This window comes from Paraburkholderia acidiphila (genome assembly GCF_009789655.1).
In the GTDB taxonomy this organism is placed as follows: Bacteria; Pseudomonadota; Gammaproteobacteria; order Burkholderiales; family Burkholderiaceae; genus Paraburkholderia; species Paraburkholderia acidiphila.
The window spans coordinates 467,832-484,624 of record NZ_CP046911.1; the positions used below are offsets into that span (position 1 = coordinate 467,832).

General features: G+C 64.8%; 15 protein-coding genes and 1 pseudogene. 10 read left to right on the top strand and 6 right to left on the bottom strand.

The window, feature by feature from the left end; all coding sequences use genetic code 11:
- The first annotated feature begins 66 nt into the window (after window positions 1-66).
- Window positions 67-921 carry a DNA-binding protein gene (locus tag FAZ97_RS26345; RefSeq protein ID WP_158761445.1) on the top strand — a complete coding sequence of 285 codons (855 nt, stop codon included), beginning with the start codon at window positions 67-69 and terminating at the stop codon, window positions 919-921.
- Between the two features lie 61 nt (window positions 922-982).
- Here FAZ97_RS26345 and FAZ97_RS26350 read toward each other — a convergent pair whose 3' ends face one another.
- On the bottom strand, window positions 983-1,456 hold the full coding sequence (locus FAZ97_RS26350) for an Lrp/AsnC family transcriptional regulator (RefSeq protein WP_069263434.1): 474 nt from the start codon (window positions 1,454-1,456) through the stop codon (window positions 983-985).
- Between the two features lie 141 nt (window positions 1,457-1,597).
- Between FAZ97_RS26350 and FAZ97_RS26355 the strand changes: the two genes are divergently transcribed.
- The 6 genes from FAZ97_RS26355 to FAZ97_RS26380 all read left to right on the top strand — a co-directional run bounded on the left by FAZ97_RS26355 (window position 1,598) and on the right by FAZ97_RS26380 (window position 9,178).
- Window positions 1,598-5,128 (top strand): indolepyruvate ferredoxin oxidoreductase family protein, encoded by a 3,531-nt coding sequence (locus tag FAZ97_RS26355; RefSeq protein ID WP_233271905.1) that lies wholly within the window; start codon window positions 1,598-1,600, stop codon window positions 5,126-5,128.
- Between the two features lie 34 nt (window positions 5,129-5,162).
- Complete coding sequence (locus tag FAZ97_RS26360; protein ID WP_158762425.1) at window positions 5,163-5,930, top strand: SDR family NAD(P)-dependent oxidoreductase; 768 nt, start codon at window positions 5,163-5,165, stop codon at window positions 5,928-5,930.
- A 92-nt stretch (window positions 5,931-6,022) separates the two neighbouring features.
- Window positions 6,023-6,928 carry a LysR family transcriptional regulator gene (locus FAZ97_RS26365; RefSeq protein ID WP_158761446.1) on the top strand — a complete coding sequence of 302 codons (906 nt, stop codon included), beginning with the start codon at window positions 6,023-6,025 and terminating at the stop codon, window positions 6,926-6,928.
- 104 nt (window positions 6,929-7,032) lie between these two features.
- Complete coding sequence (locus FAZ97_RS26370; protein ID WP_158761447.1) at window positions 7,033-7,266, top strand: hypothetical protein; 234 nt, start codon at window positions 7,033-7,035, stop codon at window positions 7,264-7,266.
- 22 nt (window positions 7,267-7,288) lie between these two features.
- The gene (locus tag FAZ97_RS26375; protein ID WP_158761448.1) at window positions 7,289-7,480 is read left to right on the top strand and encodes a hypothetical protein; all 192 of its coding nucleotides are present in this window, start codon (window positions 7,289-7,291) and stop codon (window positions 7,478-7,480) included.
- 111 nt (window positions 7,481-7,591) lie between these two features.
- Complete coding sequence (locus FAZ97_RS26380) at window positions 7,592-9,178, top strand: Na+/H+ antiporter (protein ID WP_158761449.1); 1,587 nt, start codon at window positions 7,592-7,594, stop codon at window positions 9,176-9,178.
- A gap of 130 nt (window positions 9,179-9,308) precedes the next feature.
- Here the strand turns inward: FAZ97_RS26380 and FAZ97_RS35860 are convergent.
- The 5 genes and pseudogenes from FAZ97_RS35860 to FAZ97_RS26405 form a co-directional block, all read right to left on the bottom strand.
- A pseudogene (locus FAZ97_RS35860) lies at window positions 9,309-9,545 on the bottom strand (MmgE/PrpD family protein); the annotation flags it as partial.
- 36 nt (window positions 9,546-9,581) lie between these two features.
- On the bottom strand, window positions 9,582-10,949 hold the full coding sequence (locus tag FAZ97_RS26390; RefSeq protein WP_158761451.1) for a short-chain fatty acid transporter: 1,368 nt from the start codon (window positions 10,947-10,949) through the stop codon (window positions 9,582-9,584).
- Between the two features lie 78 nt (window positions 10,950-11,027).
- Window positions 11,028-11,903, bottom strand: a complete 876-nt coding sequence (locus tag FAZ97_RS26395) for an amidohydrolase family protein (protein ID WP_407671909.1) — start codon at window positions 11,901-11,903, stop codon at window positions 11,028-11,030.
- A gap of 67 nt (window positions 11,904-11,970) precedes the next feature.
- The gene (locus tag FAZ97_RS26400; RefSeq protein ID WP_158761452.1) at window positions 11,971-13,173 is read right to left on the bottom strand and encodes a CaiB/BaiF CoA transferase family protein; all 1,203 of its coding nucleotides are present in this window, start codon (window positions 13,171-13,173) and stop codon (window positions 11,971-11,973) included.
- Window positions 13,170-14,063: an HpcH/HpaI aldolase/citrate lyase family protein gene (locus tag FAZ97_RS26405; RefSeq protein ID WP_158761453.1), complete on the bottom strand. Its 894-nt coding sequence runs from the start codon at window positions 14,061-14,063 to the stop codon at window positions 13,170-13,172. Before FAZ97_RS26405 ends, FAZ97_RS26400 begins: the two co-directional genes overlap by 4 nt.
- 104 nt (window positions 14,064-14,167) lie before the next feature.
- Between FAZ97_RS26405 and FAZ97_RS26410 the strand changes: the two genes are divergently transcribed.
- The 3 genes from FAZ97_RS26410 (at window position 14,168) to FAZ97_RS26420 (ending at window position 16,776) form a co-directional block, all read left to right on the top strand.
- On the top strand, window positions 14,168-15,040 hold the full coding sequence (locus tag FAZ97_RS26410; protein ID WP_158761454.1) for a LysR substrate-binding domain-containing protein: 873 nt from the start codon (window positions 14,168-14,170) through the stop codon (window positions 15,038-15,040).
- 279 nt (window positions 15,041-15,319) lie between these two features.
- A complete protein-coding gene (locus FAZ97_RS26415; protein ID WP_158761455.1) occupies window positions 15,320-15,964 on the top strand; it encodes a hypothetical protein in 645 nt (214 codons plus the stop codon).
- Between the two features lie 11 nt (window positions 15,965-15,975).
- The gene (locus FAZ97_RS26420) at window positions 15,976-16,776 is read left to right on the top strand and encodes a hypothetical protein (RefSeq protein WP_158761456.1); all 801 of its coding nucleotides are present in this window, start codon (window positions 15,976-15,978) and stop codon (window positions 16,774-16,776) included.
- Window positions 16,777-16,793 lie beyond the last annotated feature (17 nt).

A 16,793-nucleotide genomic window follows, 5' to 3' on the forward strand; every position in this document is an offset into this window, starting at 1 on the left:
GTATTCGCGGTAGGAATCATACGCTTTACGTTGTATTATCGACGCACACCAGCCCAGCATTGCTCCATGACCGACGTCGCCCCCGACGAAGTGCGCCTCGCTGCCGAAATCGAGCGGCTTAAAGCCGAGTTTCCCAAAACGCGCGAACTCTATCGCGAAGTGTGCGCGCTGATGTTCTTCCGTTACGGCATCACGCCCACGGCCAACCGGCTCTATCAGCTCGTGCGCCGCGGCAGCATGAGCACGCCTACGGCAGTGCTTTCGGAGTTCTGGGCCACCCTGCGTGAAAAGAGCCGCGTGCGCATCGAGCACGCCGATTTGCCCGAGGAACTGCAAGGGGCCGCCGGTGAACTCATGGGCGCGCTATGGACCCGCGCCACGGCGGCCGCGCAGGCTTCGCTCGAAGCGCTGCGGCTGGAAGTGGAAGCGGCGCGACGTGCCGCGGAAGGCGCAACCGCCGCCGTGCGCGCCGACCTCGGGCACACCGAGGTGGCGCTCGAACAGCGCACCGCCGCGCTGCTCACGGCGCAGGTGCGCATTCAGGAGCTGGAACAGGCGCAGGCTGCCGCCGTTGCGACGCGCGGCGCACTCGAAGCGCAACTGGAGCGCGCACGCGAGGCGGGCCGGGAACGCGAGACCGCGCTGAACCAGGCACGCGCCGATTTTGCCGCCGAACGCGACAAGTTGCGCGCGAGCGCCGAACTTGCGCAAGCCGAAGCGCAGCGCGCGGTGCGCTCGGAGGAAAGCGCGCGCGCCGAAATTCAGGCATTGCAGGCGCAGATGGGCGATTTGCGCCATCAGGTGGGCATGCTCGAAGGCCGGCTCGACGCACTGCGTTCGACCCGCGATCAGGTGCGCGAGCGTCAGAATGCTCCCGCGAAACCGTTGCGAGCGGCGCGCAAGACCGTGCCCAAGACTTGAGGGTCTGGACTACGCGATGATTCGTTCGTCATCCTGAGTGAATGGCCGCGTTCGCAGCGTTTCACTCGTCGCGCACACGCACCGGCAGCTCGGTCTTGTACTCCACACGGCGCAGCGCCACGGAAGTGTGGATGTCGCGCACGCCTTCGATCTTGGTGAGGCGCGTCATCACGAAACGCTCGATGCCCGCAATATCGCTCGCCACCACGCGCAGCATGTAGTCGAACGCGCCCGTCATCAAATAACACTCCATCACTTCGTCGTAGTTCGAGATTGCGCGCTCGAACGCGGCCAGCCGAGTCTCATTCTTCTTCTCGATCGCCACCGACACGTAAGCGTTCACCGGAAAGCCCGCCTTCTCCTGATCGAGCAGCGTGACGTACTGCGTGATGACGCCGCGCTCTTCGAGCATGCGGATGCGCCGGTAGAACGGCGAGAGCGAAAGCCCGAGCGATTCCGCGAGGTCGGCGGACTTCACGTGCGCGTCGCGCTGCAGGGCGTGCAGGATGGCCACATCCACGCGATCGAATTTCATTGGCCAGGTTTCCCTAAAAGTGATGAATTTGGGGCGAATGTTGCTAATTCGCGAGTAATCTGTGGCTCAGTTTGGCACGAATCGCCGCTATTGGCTACCTAGAATCCGCTAATACCCACAAGCCGAACAGCGGAGACAACCATGAACATGCGAGCCGTCGAGACCGAGCGCCAGATCGATACGGACTATCGCCTCGAAGACCGCTACCTGCGCGAGGACGGCGCGGTCTTTCTCACCGGCACCCAGGCGCTCGTGCGCATCCTGATCGAGCAGGCGCGCGCGGACCGGCGGGCTGGGCTGAAAACGGCGGGTCTCGTCTCCGGCTATCGCGGCTCGCCGCTTGGCGGATTCGATCAGGAACTGTGGCGCCAGAAGGCACTGCTGGCGGACTTCGACGTGCGCTTCGAGCCGGGCCTGAACGAAGACCTCGGCGCGACGATGCTGTGGGGCGCGCAGCAACTCGACGCGTTTCCCGGCAAGCGCGTGCAAGGCGTGTATTCGATGTGGTACGGCAAAGGGCCTGGCGTGGACCGCACCGGCGATGTGTTCCGCAACGCCAACATGCTCGGCACGGCGCGGCACGGCGGCGTGCTGGCCGTGGCGGGCGACGACCACGCGGCGCAGTCCTCGATGTTTCCGCACCAGACGGACCACGTATTCGAAGGCGCGATGATGCCGATCCTCTTTCCGGCTTCGGTCGAAGAGTACATCGAGTTCGGGCTCACGGGCTATGCGCTTTCGCGTTTCAGCGGGTTGTGGGTGGGCTACAAGGCGATTACGGAGACGGTGGAAAGCGGCCGCTCGATGCGTGTGGGCAGTGGCGTGCCGTTGCGTTTGCCGGAGGACATCGCGGTTCCGGCGCAGCGCGGCTTCAACTACGACACGCAATTGCGCTGGCCCGCGGAGCGCGCCGAACTGGAGCGCCGCGTGCTCGAAGAGCGCCTGCCCGCCGCGCTCGCGTTCATGCGGGCGAATCCGCTGGACCGCGCGCTGTTGCGGCCCGCGCATGCGCGCGTGGGCATCGTGACGGTGGGCAAGGCGCATGCGGATGTGCTGGCCGCGTTCGAGGCGCTGGGTCTCACGCCCGAGCGCCTCGAGCAGCTCGGCATCGGGCTCTATAAGGTCGGCATGATCTGGCCGCTCGAAACCGAAGGGATCAAGTCGTTTGCATGCGGCATGCAGGCGCTTTTCGTCGTGGAGGAAAAGCGCTCGTTCGTGGAGCGGCAGATCAAGGAAGCGCTTTTCAACGTGTCGGCTCATGAGCGCCCGTCCGTGCACGGCAAGACGCTGGGCGAGCGCGAGCCGCTGCTCCCGGCGGCGATGGAGTTCGCGCCGGAGCAGCTTGCCCGCGCGCTGCAACGGTTTTTTCAGCACGTTTCGCTTGAGATTCCACATGTCGTTGCGAGCGCAACGAATACGCGGTCGGGCGCGCAGCGTGTCATCGCGCTTGCTTCGGCGCCGGCGGGCGAACCGCTCACCCGCAAGCCATTCTTCTGCGCGGGCTGCCCGCACAATACATCGACGCGTCTGCCGGACGGCTCGCATGCGGCGGCCGGTATCGGCTGTCACATCATGGCGCTCGGCGAGGCGGGCAACACGGCGACGTTTTGCCAGATGGGCGGAGAAGGCGTGCAGTGGGTCGGCATGTCGGCGTTCACGGACATGCCGCATCTGTTCGTGAATCTCGGCGATGGCACCTATCAGCATTCGGGCAGCCTTGCCATTCGCCAGGCCGTGGCGGCGCGCGCGAACGTCACTTACAAGATTCTCTTCAACGACGCGGTCGCTATGACCGGCGGTCAGCCCGCCGAGGGCGGCCTCACCGTGCATCGCGTGGTGGCGCAGGTGCAGGCCGAAGGCGTGAGCGAAGCCGTCGTTGTGACGGACCGGCCTGAGCAATACGTGGGCGCGCATGCGTTGCCGACGGGTGTGACGCTCTTGCACCGCGACGCACTCGACGCGCTGCAGCGCCGCCTGCGCGAGCAGAAGGGCGTTTCGGTGATCGTCTACGACCAGACCTGCGCCGCCGAAAAGCGCCGCCGCCGCAAGCGCGGCAAGCTGATCGATCCGCCCACGCGTGTGGTGATCAACCCGGCTGTGTGCGAAGGCTGCGGCGACTGCTCCGTGCAGTCGAACTGCATTGCGATCGAGCCGCTCGATACGGAGCTGGGCCGCAAGCGGGCCATCAATCAATCGAGCTGCAACAAGGACACCTCGTGCGTGAAGGGCTTTTGCCCGAGCTTCGTGACGGTCGAGGGCATGGAGCCGAAGCGCCCGGACGCCGCGCGTATTCAGCGCATCGAAGCCGAGTTGCGCGCCACGCTCGCGCCGCCCGCACGCGTGCCGCAGGCGCTGGAGCAGCATCTGCGCATGGTCGTGACCGGCGTGGGCGGCACGGGCGTCGTGACGATCGGCGCGATCCTCGCCATGGCCGCGCACCTCGAAGGGCGCGGCGCCTCGACGCTCGACTTTACCGGCCTCGCGCAGAAGAACGGCGCGGTGTTGAGCCACGTGCAGATCGCGCAGAGCCGCGGGCTCATCACGACCTCACGCATCGGCGCGCATGCGGCCAACGTGCTGCTCGGTTGCGACGCCGTGGTGGCCGCATCGTCCGGCGCGCTCTCGCGCCTGCCGGCCAGTGGCGCGCGCGCCATCGTGAACGAGCGCATCACGGCCACGGCCGACTTCGTGCGCGACGGTGACCTTCCGGTGAGCAAGGCCGTGCATCAGGCGGCGATAGAGAGTGCGATGGGCGCGGAGGGCGCGGCGTTCTGGGACTGCACCGCGGCCGCGGAAGCCATTTTCGGCGATGCTATCGCCTCGAACATGATGATGGTGGGCTACGCGTATCAGATGGGCCTCGCGCCGCTGACCGAGGCATCGATTCTGCGCGCCATCGAACTCAATGGCGCGGCCGTGAAGATGAACGAACGCGCGTTCCTTTGGGGACGTTTGATCGCACAGGACGCTCGTGTGCTTGAACGCGTGACGGGAGCGGACGCTGCCGTGACGAACACGCCGTTCGAACTCGCCCGCTTCGTGGCCGAGCGCGAGCGCGATCTCACGCTGTACCAGAACGCGGCTTATGCCGCGCGCTACCGCGCGCTGGTCGAGACCGTCGCGCAAGCGGAGCGTGGCATTGAAGGTGCAAACGGCGAGCTTGCGCAAGCGGCCGCGCGTCATTACTTCAAGGTGCTCGCGTACAAGGACGAGTACGAGGTAGCGCGCCTGCATACGGACGGTGGCTTTGGCGCGTACCTGTCCGGGTTGTTCGACGGCACGGCGGGCAAGAAGACGTTTCACATGGCGCCGCCGGTCCTCACGCGACGCGACGCACAAACGGGACGCCGCAACAAGATCGCACTGCGCGGCGTATGGGCCGAGCCGCTGCTGCGCGTGCTCAAGCACGGCAAGGCATTGCGTGGCACGCCGCTCGACCCGTTCGCACGCCAGCGCGACCGGGTGATCGAGCGCGCGATGATCGGCGAATTCGAGGACGACGTGCGCCTCGTGCTGGGCAAACTCACGCAGCGCACGCTTGCCGCGGCCATCGGCCTGCTTGGCGTGCCGGGTGCGGTGCGTGGGTTCGGTATCGTCAAGGAGCGCAATTACGAGCGCTCGCGCAATGTGCGCGAGCAGTATCGTGCGGAACTGGCGGGTGAGACGGTTTGAAAGATCGGATAACTAACGGATGGAGGGGATGCAAATGATTGTGCAGGACAAGACGTTTTTCATCACGGGCGGCGGGTCAGGACTTGGCGCGGCGGTGGGCCGTCATCTGCTCGAACGCGGCGCGAACGTGGTATTCGCCGATATCGATATTGCCCGTGCACGTGACGAGGCGGCGCGCGGCGGCGAGCACGCGATGGCAGTTGAAGTTGATGTGACTCAGGCAGCAAGCGTCGAGGCGGCAATGGCGCTCGTCACGCAGCGCTTCGGCGCGCTGCATGGCGTGGTGAACTGTGCGGGGATCGCGCCCGCGCAACGCATCGTCGGAAAAGAGGGCGCTCATTCGCTCGATCTGTTCGCGAAGGTCGTCAGCGTCAACCTCATCGGCACCTTCAACGTGATGCGCCTGGCCGGCGTAGCGATGGCGAACAACGCGCCCGACGCCGGCGGCGAGCGCGGCGTGATCGTCAACACGGCTTCGGTGGCGGCGTACGATGGCCAGATCGGGCAATCGGCCTACGCGGCTTCGAAGGGCGGTGTGGTTTCGCTCACGCTGCCTGCGGCGCGCGAACTGGCGCGCAATGCGATTCGCGTCGTGACCATCGCGCCCGGTATCTTCGAAACGCCGATGCTCCTCGCCATGCCCGCCGAAGTGCAGCAGGCGCTGGGCGCGGGCGTGCCGTTTCCGCAACGCCTTGGTCAGCCCGCGGAGTTCGCGGCGCTCGTCGAGCATATCGTCGGCAACCGCTATTTGAACGGCGAAGTGTTACGGCTTGACGGTGCGTTGCGTATGGCGCCGCGCTAGGTGACGCGATGCGTCCGGCAGGCCGCCGCCGGGACATCGAAGACCACGTATCGTAGAATCGGAACCCACGACTCACGATATTCGAAAAGCACATGGCCAAGGACGTGACTTTGCGGCAGTTCCGCTACTTCGTGGCGGCGGCGCAAAACGGGCAGTTTTCGATGGCGGCGGCGGCCGAGCATGTCTCGCAGTCGGCGATCACCAATGCGGTGCTCGCGCTCGAGGAGGCGCTCGGCACGCGGCTTTTCGTGCGCTTGCCACAGGGCGTGGAACTGACGCCCGACGGGCAGGACTTTCTCAATCACGCGCGGCATGTGCTGGAGTCGGTGCGCGACGCGCTGCACAAAGCGCCGTTTCGCGCGCACAGCCTGCGTGGCACGGTGCGCATGGCCGCCTCCTATACGCTGCTCGGCTATTTTCTTCCGGAACTGCTTGCGCGCTTTCGTGCGACGTATCCGGAGATCGAGATCGATCTACACGACCTGGATCGGCCGGCGATTGAAGAGGCGGTGCTCGCGGGCAAGGTCGATCTTGGCGTGGCGCTGCTCTCGAACGTGGAGCGGCGCGCGCGTTTCGGCCACCACGTGTTGATGCGTTCGCGACGGCAGTTGTGGGCCGCGCCGACACATCCACTAGCGCAGATGGGCACCGTCACGCTGCGCGACATCGCGCGCTACCCCTATATCCTGATCACGGTGGACGAGGGCGAGGCCTCGACGCTGCGCTACTGGAAGAAGCGGCGCATCGCACCGAATATCGCGTTTCGCACGAGTTCGATGGAGGCGCTGCGCGGGCTCGTCGCGCACGGCTTTGGCGTGACGATTCTCTCGGACATGGTGTTCAGACCGTGGTCGCTGGAGGGTAAGCGCATCGACGCGTGCGCCATCGAGGACGCCATTCCGCAGATGGAAGCGGGCATGTTGTGGCATCCGGGCGCGGTGTTGAGCGATCCGGCGCGCGCGATGCAGCAGTTTTTGATTCATGCTTGCGGGAATTGAGGGACGGAGCTTCGCGCTTTTTTTCGAACTCCTCTGATATTCCCGCCACTTCCATTTCCCTAACCTGATGCCTTCACCCGAATCATTCGCGCTGGAGGCAAATCATGGGTCCGCAACTGTTGCTCGATACGTCGCATCTGATGAAACACGTCGATGCGCTGGGCGAGTCCATCCACGCGCACGCCAACGCACATCCCGTTGCACAGCGCGAGCGTGTCGTCGTCGATTTCGTTCGACGCCAGTGCACCGAAATTATCAATCTTGGCGTGGCGCTCGGCTGCGCGGCATTTTGCATGGGTATCGTGCTCGGCGCGTACCTCTTGCTCGAACGCCTCTAATCCATTCACCGAGGCCACTTCAATGTCCAAACTCCGCGAACGCTACCGGGCGGGAAAAAAGCCGGTCGACCCGGATAGCTATCTCGCGGCCATCATCGAGCGCCACCGGCATTTGTACGCCGATATCGGCATGTGCATGGGCGTGCTGGTGGTGGTCGTCTGCCTCGTCGTTGCGGCGCATGTGATCGCCGACTGGCTCAACCTCGCGGTCTAGCCGCCCACAGCCGGGCCGCAGGCCTGTTCCTCCCGCCATGCCTTCATGGCAAGATACGCTTTCCCTCGCGCCACCCCGGGCACCGTACCCGGCTAACAACAAGGAAGCGTCATGTCGGCCGTGTCGGCATTCAAGCTCGTGCTCCTGTCGCTCATCGCCATCATCGCGCTCGAGCTGCTCGCGAAACGGCTGCGTCTGCCGCCCGCTGCCGCGCTGCTGGTCGGCGGCGCCGCCCTGGCGTTCGTGCCCGGCCTGCCGCCGGTCGTGATCGACCCCGACCTCGTCCTCATCGTATTCCTGCCGCCTCTGCTCATGGACGGCGCTTACTTCTTCGTCTGGTCCGATTTCAAACGTCACCTCGCGCCCATTCTGCTTTTCGCCATTGGCGCGGTGGCGTTCACGACATGGGCGGTTGGCGTGGTTGCGCATTGGGCCGTTCCTTCGCTGCCGTGGGCTGCCTGCTTCGCACTGGGCGCCGTGGTGTCGCCGCCCGATGCCGTTGCCGCGAAGGCCGTGCTCGAACGGCTCGCGCTGCCGCGCCGCCTGATGGTGCTGCTCGAAGGCGAGAGCCTGCTCAACGACGCCGCTGGCCTCGTGCTGTTTCGCTTCGCCGTGGCGGCGGCATTGACGGGGGCGTTCAGCGAACCGAACGCGGCGCTCAGTTTCGTCGGGCTCGCGCTCGGCGGGATCATGGTTGGCCTTGTCGTGGGCTATGTGGTGGTTTGTCTGCTGCGTCAGCTCGAAGACGAATACCTGATCATCACCGCGTCGGTGCTGGCGGGCTGGATCGCCTATATCGCGGGGGACATGCTGGGCGTTTCGAGCGTGATCGCCACGGTTACATGCGGCATGCAGTTAGGCTGGCATCAGCACGAAGTCTTTTCGGCTACCGTGCGCAGCCGCGGCACGGCGTTCTGGCAGGTCATGGTTTTCGTGCTCGAGGCGCTGGTGTTCGTGCTGATCGGCCTCTCGCTGCGCGGGGTCATGCTGCGCCTCGGCGGCACGGGCAATGCGGTCGCGCTGCTCGGTCCCGCCGCGATGGCCGTGGTGCTCGCCGTTGTTGTCTCTCGCTGCGTGTGGACCTATGGAATCGAGATCGTGAGAGCGGCGTTGCACCGGATATTGCCGGACCGTGTGAGCGCCGCGGACTTTCGCGGTGCGGCGGTGGTGAGCTGGGCCGGCATGCGCGGCGTGGTTACGCTGGCGATTGCGCTTGCGTTGCCGGAGGCGATGCCCGGACGCGATCTCATCCTTTTCGCTGCGTTTGCCGTCATTTTGTTCACTGTGCTGCTGCAAGGCACGACCATCGGGCCGCTGATCAAGCTAATCAGGCCTGCGAACGATATCGAAGGTGAAACCGCCTATCTGAATGAACCGCAAGCATGGGCGCGCCTCGAAGCCGCTCAGCTTGCGGCGATCACGCCGCTCGTTCACGGCGCCGACGGCAGCGTGATACATCCGCGTTTGCTGGAGCAGTATACGTATCGGGCGAACCTCACGCGCAATTATGCGAACGCCGAGAGCTATCCCCAGGAAATGCGTACCTCGCACTACGACGTCGTGCTGGCCGCGGTCGAAGCCGCGCGCGCGGAGCTGTTGAAGCTGCACCGCGCCGGCCAGATCCATGACGAACTATTGCGCGTTCTCGAACGCGACCTCGATCTGGAAGAGCTTTCGGCGCGGCACGGGAGAGGCTGATACTCCCCTTTGCGTTCTTCAGGCGTGCACGACGAGGGGCGCGAACAGGTGCGAAAGGTCGCGCGCCCCGGCCGTCGCCACTCGCATAGTTCAGCGCCACCTGGCGCGCGATGCCCACGGGTTTCTCGCCCAGCGCGGCGATACCGCAGCCCAGCGCGTCGGCGGTGTGGGTCTTGACCGCTTCGATCGTGTTTGCGTCGAGGTCGTCGTAGCTCAGCGCGGCGGCGTAGGCGGCGAGCCGCTGCGCGATGGTGGGCGAAGCGGGTGCGGACGCAACCTTCTGCGCACGCGCCGCGCCCATGCCGCCAAATGTGCCCGCGCCCGCGGCGAGAGCCGTGAGCGACGCCATGAATGCACGCCGTTGCATGCGGTGTCTCCTTGTTCCTTGTTGGTTTACGTGAAGTTAAACGAGCAGCAACAGCGCCGCGCCGAATACCACGGTGCCGAGCAGGAAGGTCATGACCGTGAAGCCGAGCACGCGCTGCACGCCAATACCGGCCATCGCGACCACGGGCGCGGCCCAGAACGGCTGCATCATGTTGGAGACCTGTTCGCCCATTGCCACAGCCATGGTGGTGGCGGGCATGGAGGCATGCAGCGCAATCGCCGCGGGCACGACGAACGGGCCTTGCACGGCCCAGTGGCCGCCGCCGCTCGGAATGAAGAACGTGACGATCAGCGAGCACACATAGCTCCAGAACGGCAGCGTGTGCGTGTTCGAGATTGCGATGAAGAAGTGCGAGATCACGTTGGGCAGGCCGGTGGCGTCCATCATGCCCATTACGCCGCCATAGAGCGGGTATTGCAGCATCATCGAGCCGGTTTGTTTGGCGGCGTTCTTGACCGCGTCCGCGTAAGCGAGCGGGTAGCCGTGCAGGATCACGCCCGCGATGAACATCACGAAGATCACGGCGTTCACGCCGGAAAACGCTTCAATGTGCTCGATTTGCGCGAGCACGAGGAACGTCACGCCCACGAGACCGATGAACGCGCTGCCGATCCACGAGTATTCGAGCCATTTGGCGAAACTCAGCTTGCCTTCGGGGCGCTTGCGCGGTTCCGGGTCGGGGTTCTTTTCGATGTCGAGCACGACGGCGTCTTCGTCGCGCGGCTTGAGGAAGGCGAGCACGATGGGCGTGGCGATGAGCATGACGACCACGGGCACGAGATTGAACGCGGTAAACACGGTGTCGCCGAACGGCAGCACTTCGCCGGTGAGCTTTTGCACGACGTTCATCGCGCTGCCGGGCGTGGATTGCGCGAGCGCGATCGAGCTGGAAATGCCGCTCGCCCATACCACCCAGCCTGAAAAGCCCGCTGCGACGATCCAGGCGAAGTCCACGCGCATGCGCTTGGCCACTTCGCGCGCGAGCAGCGCGCTGACCACGAGGCCGAGGCCCCAGTTGAAGAACGAGGCCACGGCCACGAGCACGAAGGTAAGCGAGGCCGCCTGCACGGGCGTGCGGGCAATGCCCACGAGCGCCTTGAACACGCGCTGCACGGGCGCGGCGTGCGCGAACGCGTGGCCCGTGACGAGGACGAGTGTGATCTGGAAGGCGAACGTGAGGATATTGAAGAATCCCTTGTACCAGCCGACCACGAGCGTGTTGAGCGTCGCATGGGGGGCGAACATTGCCGAGAGCGCGGCCACGATTGCGGTGATGAGGATCGCGAGCACGAACGGGTCGGGAATGGTGCGCTCGAACAGGCTGATCGTCGCGTCGGTGAAGCGTGTCTTGCGTACGGGGGCGGCGGTGGCGGTGGACTTCACGTGTTGTCTCCTGGAGCGGAAAGTGGCCGCGCGTACCTGGCGCGCGGCTGTTTGTATCGGGTGCGTAGTAGCGCTAGTTCATCGGGCGAAGCCGTAGAGTTCGGCGGGGTTGTCCACGAGAATCCGTTTGCGCGCCGCTTCGTCCTCGACCCATGTTCCGAGCAGATTGAAGATCGACGCGGTATCGGGCTTGTGCGCTTCCGTTACGTGGGGCCAATCGCTGCCCCACACGGTGCGCTGCGGCAGCAGTGCTGCCCATGCGCGCGCGGTCTCGGCAATGTCGGCGTAACCGCCTGCGAGTCCCGCTTGCGAATCCAGATAGGCGCCCGAGAGCTTGACCCACACGCGCCCCGAAGCCGCGAGGCGGCGCACCACGCCATACGCGGGATGCGAAGTGCCCGCGGGCAAGGGCAGCCGCGCGAGATGATCGAACACCATCTTGCAGGGCAGTCGCGTGAGCAACGCTTCGTGCTCGACGATCTGATCGGCGGTCCAGTGCAATTGCACATGCCAGCCGAGTTCCGCGATGCGTCGCGCAAGCGGCTCGACCATGTCGAAGGTGACGACCGCTTGATGCGGCGTGTACAACGTGAAGCGGATGCCGCGTATGCCGCCGCGATCGAGCATGTCGAGTTCGGCGTCGCTCACGTCGGGGCGCAGGACGGCGACGCCGCGAGCGTTGTCGATACCCAGTTGGCGGATCGCGTCGACGGTTACGCAGTTGTCGGTGCCATACGGACGCGGGGTAACGATGATGGTGCGCTGCGTGCCGGTGCGTGCCTGTACGCGGCGGTAGTCATCGACCGTTGCGCCTTCAACGATGCGTGCATCGTTGCCGGGCGACGCGGCGAAGCGGCGATCGTAGATATGGATATGCGAATCGCACGCGAAGGCGGGCGCTTCCATGCGCGCGTTGGGTATGTCGATGGTATGGACATGCTGCTCACGGTCCATCGCGTTGTCTCCTTGTTTGCCGCGCACGCCAACGGGGATCGACGTGCGCCGTTGCGGCTTTTTCTGTTCAGAGCACGGCGTGCTCGTTTCGCAAGCGCTCGATCTCCGCATCGTTCCATCCGGCCTCGCGCAGCACCGCATCGGAATGCTCGCCAAAGGCGGGCGCGGCGATCGGATCGGGTGCGGGCGTCGCGCCAAAGCGGATCGGCTCGCGAAAGCCGCGGTACGCGCCCACGCCGGGATAGTCGTAGCGCGTGACCATCTCTTCTTCGAGCACCTGCGGGTCGTCGAACATATCCTCGACCGTGCGCGCCGCCGCGCAGGGCACGGCTTCGCCGAAGTGCGCTTCCCATTCGAGCGCGCTGCGCGCCTGCAATGCGGCGTGCAATTGCGGCACGATTTCGTCGCGATGCTCGGCACGTTTGCGCACCGAATCGTAGCGCGGGTCCTGCGCCAGTGCAGCGAGCCCGGTTTTTTCGCAGAGCGCCTGCCAGAAATGCGGCGTGTTCGCCGAGATGTAGAGCCAGCCTTCGCGCGTGGGATGAATGCCGGTGATGCCGCCCGAGCGCATGTCGCGGCCTACGTCTTTCGGTTCGCCGTCGGCCCAGATCATGCGTGCGGACTGCATGGTCAGCGCGCTGCGCAACAGCGAAACGCCCACGTACTGGCCCGCGCCACTGCGTTCGCGCTCGAACAGCGCGGACGATACCCCTGCTGCAACGAGCGCGGCGGCGTAATAGTCGACCACCGAGCCGTAGAGAATCTCGGGCGGCCCGCCGCGCTTGCCCTGGAACGTGCACATGCCCGTCATGGTTTGCAGCACCTGGTCGTAGCCGGCCTTGTCCTTGTTCGGACCCTGGTCGCCATAGCCGGTGACCGCGCAGTAGATGAGCCGCGGATTCACGTCGCGCAGTTGTTCCCAGGCAATGCCGAGGCGTGCAGGCACGCCGGGCCGGAAGTTATGCACGAGCACGTCGGCCTGTTTGACGAGACGCTGCAGCACAGCCTGGGCGGAGAGTTGCTTCAGATCGAGGACGAGCCCGCGTTTGCCGCGGTTCACGCCGAGAAAGGCGCGGCTTTCGGCTTCCAGTGTGGAGGGGTACTTGCGCAGGTTGTCGCCCGTGGGCGGTTCGATCTTGATGACGTCCGCGCCTTGATCGGCGAGCAGCGTGCAGCCATAGGGGCCGGCGATATAGGCGCTCAGGTCGAGCACGCGCACGCCAGCGAGCGGGCCGCGCGGCGCGGCGTTCGTTTCGGGTGACGGGTTCATTGGCGCACCTCGCTCGACGTTGCGCACGCAACGAGACCAAGCCGCTCAGCGCGTTGCACGAGCGCGCGAGCGCGTTCGACGAATGGCGCGTCGATCATCTTGCCGTCCACGACATAAGCGCCCACGCCGTCACGTTCGGCGTTGCGTGCGGCTTCCACCACACGCAACGCGTGAGCGATTTCTTCGTCGGAAGGGCGGAACACATCGTTGGCGAGTGCGATCTGGCTCGGGTGGATACAGCTTTTGCCGAGGAAGCCGAGCGCACGGGCCAATTCGGCCTCGGCGCGGAATCCTTCGGTATCCTTGATATTGGCGAAAGCCGAATCGTACGCGAATACGCCAGCTTCGCCCGCGGCGAGCCGCAGGCTGAACATGGCTTGCTGCACGGCTGCCGGATCGCGCCGCGCGATGCCGAGCGGCTCGAACAAGTCGCCAAGACCCAGTTGCAGTCCCGCCACGCGCGCATGGGCGGCCGCGAGCGTTGCGGCCTCGCGCAGCGCGCGCGGCGACTCGACGTTGAGCAGCAGCCTCACGGGGCGGCTCACGCCGTTGCTGCGTTCCGCGCGCTCGATCGCGGCGGCGGCGGCGCGCACGTCGTCGGCGGATTCGGGTTTCGGCAGATTCACGTAATCGAGACCGGGCTGAACCACGGCGGCGATATCATCGGCGAACCACGGTGTGTCGAGCGCGTTCACGCGTACGATCAGCACCTTGCCGCGTTCGCGCACGGCAGGCGAAACGAGCAGGGCTCGCAGCGCCTCGCGTGCTTCGGGTTTACGCGCAGGCGCAACCGAGTCTTCCAGGTCGAACGACAACGCGTCCGCGGCGCTCGCGAGCGCCTTTTCGAACAGCTCCGGGCGCGATGCCGGTACGAACAGTTTGCTTCTCATCTCCACGCATTCCGTATAGATCACCACTGAAGGGCAGTCTACGATCGGCAATGATTTAGATAAACTATGCGGATCTATCTTCAAACCATAGAAAAGCTACGTTTATGGATACAGCCTTTCTGAGCAACCTGCTGCTGGTCGTGGAGAGCGGCTCCATGGCGGAGGCTGCGCGTCGTGTGGGCGTGACGCCCGCCGCGATCGCGCAGCAAATCCAGGCACTCGAGCGCGAACTGGGTGTCGCGCTCGTCATGCGCGCGGGGCGCACCGTCATTCCCACGGAGGCGGGCCAGCGCGTGGTGGAGCGCGCCCGCTCGCTCGTGCGCGGGTTCGACGAACTGAAAGCGTTGGCGCAGGAGCAGGAAATGGGCGGCGAACTGCGCGTGGGGACCATCACATCGGCGCTGCTGAGCGTGCTGCCCGACGTGCTGGCCCGTTTCGCCGCAGCTTTTCCGCAGGTCAAACTGCTGATTCGCGCCGGCACGTCGACGGAGCTATTCGAAGACTTGCAGCGCGGCGAGCTGGACGTGGCTATCTGCCTGCACCCGGCCTTCGCGCTGCCGAAATCCTATGACTGGCATCTGTTGCGTGAAGAGCCCATCGTCGTGCTTGCGCCTGCAAGGTTCGCGCGGACCGATCCGCACGAACTGCTGCGACGCGAGCCGTTTATTCGTTACGACCGCGCGCTCGGCGGCGGCAAGCAGGCCGACCAGTATTTGCGCCGCGCGAAGATCGCGCCGCGCGAGCTATTCGAATTGAACTCGCTGATGGCAATTGCGCTGATGGTGGATCGCGGCCTTGGCGTTTCGCTCGTGCCCGATATCGGCACGCCGCTTACGAAGGACTTGCGGCTCGCGCGCCTTCCTCTGCCCGAGGCTACCGAGCCGCGCCGCTTCGGCATTTTGTGGTCGCGCGCTTCCACACGCAGCCGCGTGATACGCGGGCTGATCGAATGCTCAGCAGAGGCGCTGCGCCGGTGATGACGGGATAGCGGGTTCGCGCGGGCTCATGCGCCAGCGCATCGTGACCATCGCACGCTTGTCGTCATCGTCAATTGCGTGTCACGAAAACTCAATATTCGAATGTTCGAAAGCATTGCGATAATTTAATTCGCATAGCGAAATTATCTTGACGAAAAACGCCGTTAAACATAAGTTTGTTGGAGGGTAGGGGTGGGGACCGGAATAGTGGTCTAACTGCGGTGCACTGTGCTGTGCTTCTGCCCGATCCTCGCGAGTCGATCGCACGGGAGGCCCAGCATGAGCTTGACCGGAGCACACCATCTATTCGGTGGCGTAAGCGAAACTGGCATCGACAAATTTCTCGATGTCTTCTTCACGGCGCGCCCGCATTTGCTCGCTTACGGCACATCGCTATTCGCAACCAATCCCAATCTCGTCACGCCAATCGATACGTCGAGCCTTCCTGGTTTTTTACTGGGGCTTCAAGCGCTGATTCGCTTCGAAATACCGAAGGTGGACATCACGCCGCCCGATTCCTCAACGGAGTTGCTGCCTCCTGGCAATGACCAGTTTACGGTCTACACGACCGTGGTGATCGACTTCCTGTGCGGAACGCCGAAGGAGAGCCGCACGGGCGACCGGGGCGCGCATCTCATCGAACTCAAGTTGCAGGTTGCGGTGCTGTGCGCGCCTCGCGTCGTGAATTCGGCGCCGGGATCCGGGTCTATCGGCATTTCGCTCGTCGAGGTCTCGGTCGAGGGGATCCAGCCGGTCGCGCTCGAGCAGATTGTGGAGTGCATCCTGACCGCGTTGCTCACGTGGGCGCTCGGGCAGGTCACGATTCCGTTCAACGTGTTCACGCTGGACGGCGTCTCGCTCACGCTGCAGCAGGGCCCCGTGGCCCAGGACGACCAGATCGAAGTTTTCGGCGACATCACCTGAGGAGTATGGCGATGAGCGACATTACCCTCGCGGCGGACCAGGTGGCGGTCACGCGCCTGTTGCACGATGCCGAGACGCTGCTCGGCACGCAGTCGACCTCGACATCGGGCAGCCTCGGGCCGTTCGTGGTGTCGGCAGGCGCCAGTGCGTCGTTTTCCGGCGGCACGGTCGTGCTTGCGCCGCCCGATACGATTGAAATGACCAACGTGAATCTGAATTACAGCTTGAATCTGTCGTTCGGTGTCGACCTCAACGATTTCCTGCCGAACTTCTGCATTCCTCAGGTGTGCGTGGATATACCGTGCGTCGGCAAGGTCTGCACGCCAAAGATCTGCATCAACTGGCCCACCGTCTCGATTCCGTTCAACTATTCGGACACGCTGACCTTTTCCGCCGATTTCTCCGTCCTGCCTCAGTTGAACGCCGGCAACTGGCTCATTAACGTACGCATTCTTTCGGTGCCGAACCTCTCGCTCAGTGTGGCGGCCGCCGCGATCCTCACCGCGCTCGGGCTCGCCATCGAGGCGGCGGTGGCGTGGGTGCCCTTCATCGGGCCGTTGCTTGGCGGCCTGATCGCGGCGCTACTGGCAGCGATTGGCGTGGCCGGAATCACCGGGCTGATCGGGCCATTGCTGACACCGTTCGTTGCTGGCCTGACCTTCACGATCTACAAGGAGCCCGCTGTGCAGCAGGTTCTGCCCGCGGCCGGCCCGAGCGATCCGGCGGTGTCCATTAATATCCTGTCGCTCGATTGCGCGGTTCAGCAAACCGACAAAGCCGAGCTCGTGGTCACGGCAGGCATCGCTTCGTGAGACCGTTGGCCTGGAGA

Excerpts from the sequence above, each read along its gene's own strand:
- FAZ97_RS26375 (WP_158761448.1), top strand. The coding sequence starts at position 7,289 with ATGTCCAAACTCCGCGAACGCTACCGGGCGGGAAAAAAGCCGGTCGAC.
- FAZ97_RS26400 (WP_158761452.1), bottom strand. The coding sequence starts at position 13,173 with ATGAACCCGTCACCCGAAACGAACGCCGCGCCGCGCGGCCCGCTCGCT.
- FAZ97_RS26410 (WP_158761454.1), top strand. The coding sequence starts at position 14,168 with ATGGATACAGCCTTTCTGAGCAACCTGCTGCTGGTCGTGGAGAGCGGC.
- FAZ97_RS26420 (WP_158761456.1), top strand. The coding sequence starts at position 15,976 with ATGAGCGACATTACCCTCGCGGCGGACCAGGTGGCGGTCACGCGCCTG.
- FAZ97_RS26350 (WP_069263434.1), bottom strand. The coding sequence starts at position 1,456 with ATGAAATTCGATCGCGTGGATGTGGCCATCCTGCACGCCCTGCAGCGC.
- FAZ97_RS26415 (WP_158761455.1), top strand. The coding sequence starts at position 15,320 with ATGAGCTTGACCGGAGCACACCATCTATTCGGTGGCGTAAGCGAAACT.
- FAZ97_RS26370 (WP_158761447.1), top strand. The coding sequence starts at position 7,033 with ATGGGTCCGCAACTGTTGCTCGATACGTCGCATCTGATGAAACACGTC.
- FAZ97_RS26365 (WP_158761446.1), top strand. The coding sequence starts at position 6,023 with ATGGCCAAGGACGTGACTTTGCGGCAGTTCCGCTACTTCGTGGCGGCG.
- FAZ97_RS26355 (WP_233271905.1), top strand. The coding sequence starts at position 1,598 with ATGAACATGCGAGCCGTCGAGACCGAGCGCCAGATCGATACGGACTAT.
- FAZ97_RS26345 (WP_158761445.1), top strand. The coding sequence starts at position 67 with ATGACCGACGTCGCCCCCGACGAAGTGCGCCTCGCTGCCGAAATCGAG.
- FAZ97_RS26360 (WP_158762425.1), top strand. The coding sequence starts at position 5,163 with ATGATTGTGCAGGACAAGACGTTTTTCATCACGGGCGGCGGGTCAGGA.
- FAZ97_RS26380 (WP_158761449.1), top strand. The coding sequence starts at position 7,592 with ATGTCGGCCGTGTCGGCATTCAAGCTCGTGCTCCTGTCGCTCATCGCC.
- FAZ97_RS26405 (WP_158761453.1), bottom strand. The coding sequence starts at position 14,063 with ATGAGAAGCAAACTGTTCGTACCGGCATCGCGCCCGGAGCTGTTCGAA.
- FAZ97_RS26395 (WP_407671909.1), bottom strand. The coding sequence starts at position 11,903 with ATGGACCGTGAGCAGCATGTCCATACCATCGACATACCCAACGCGCGC.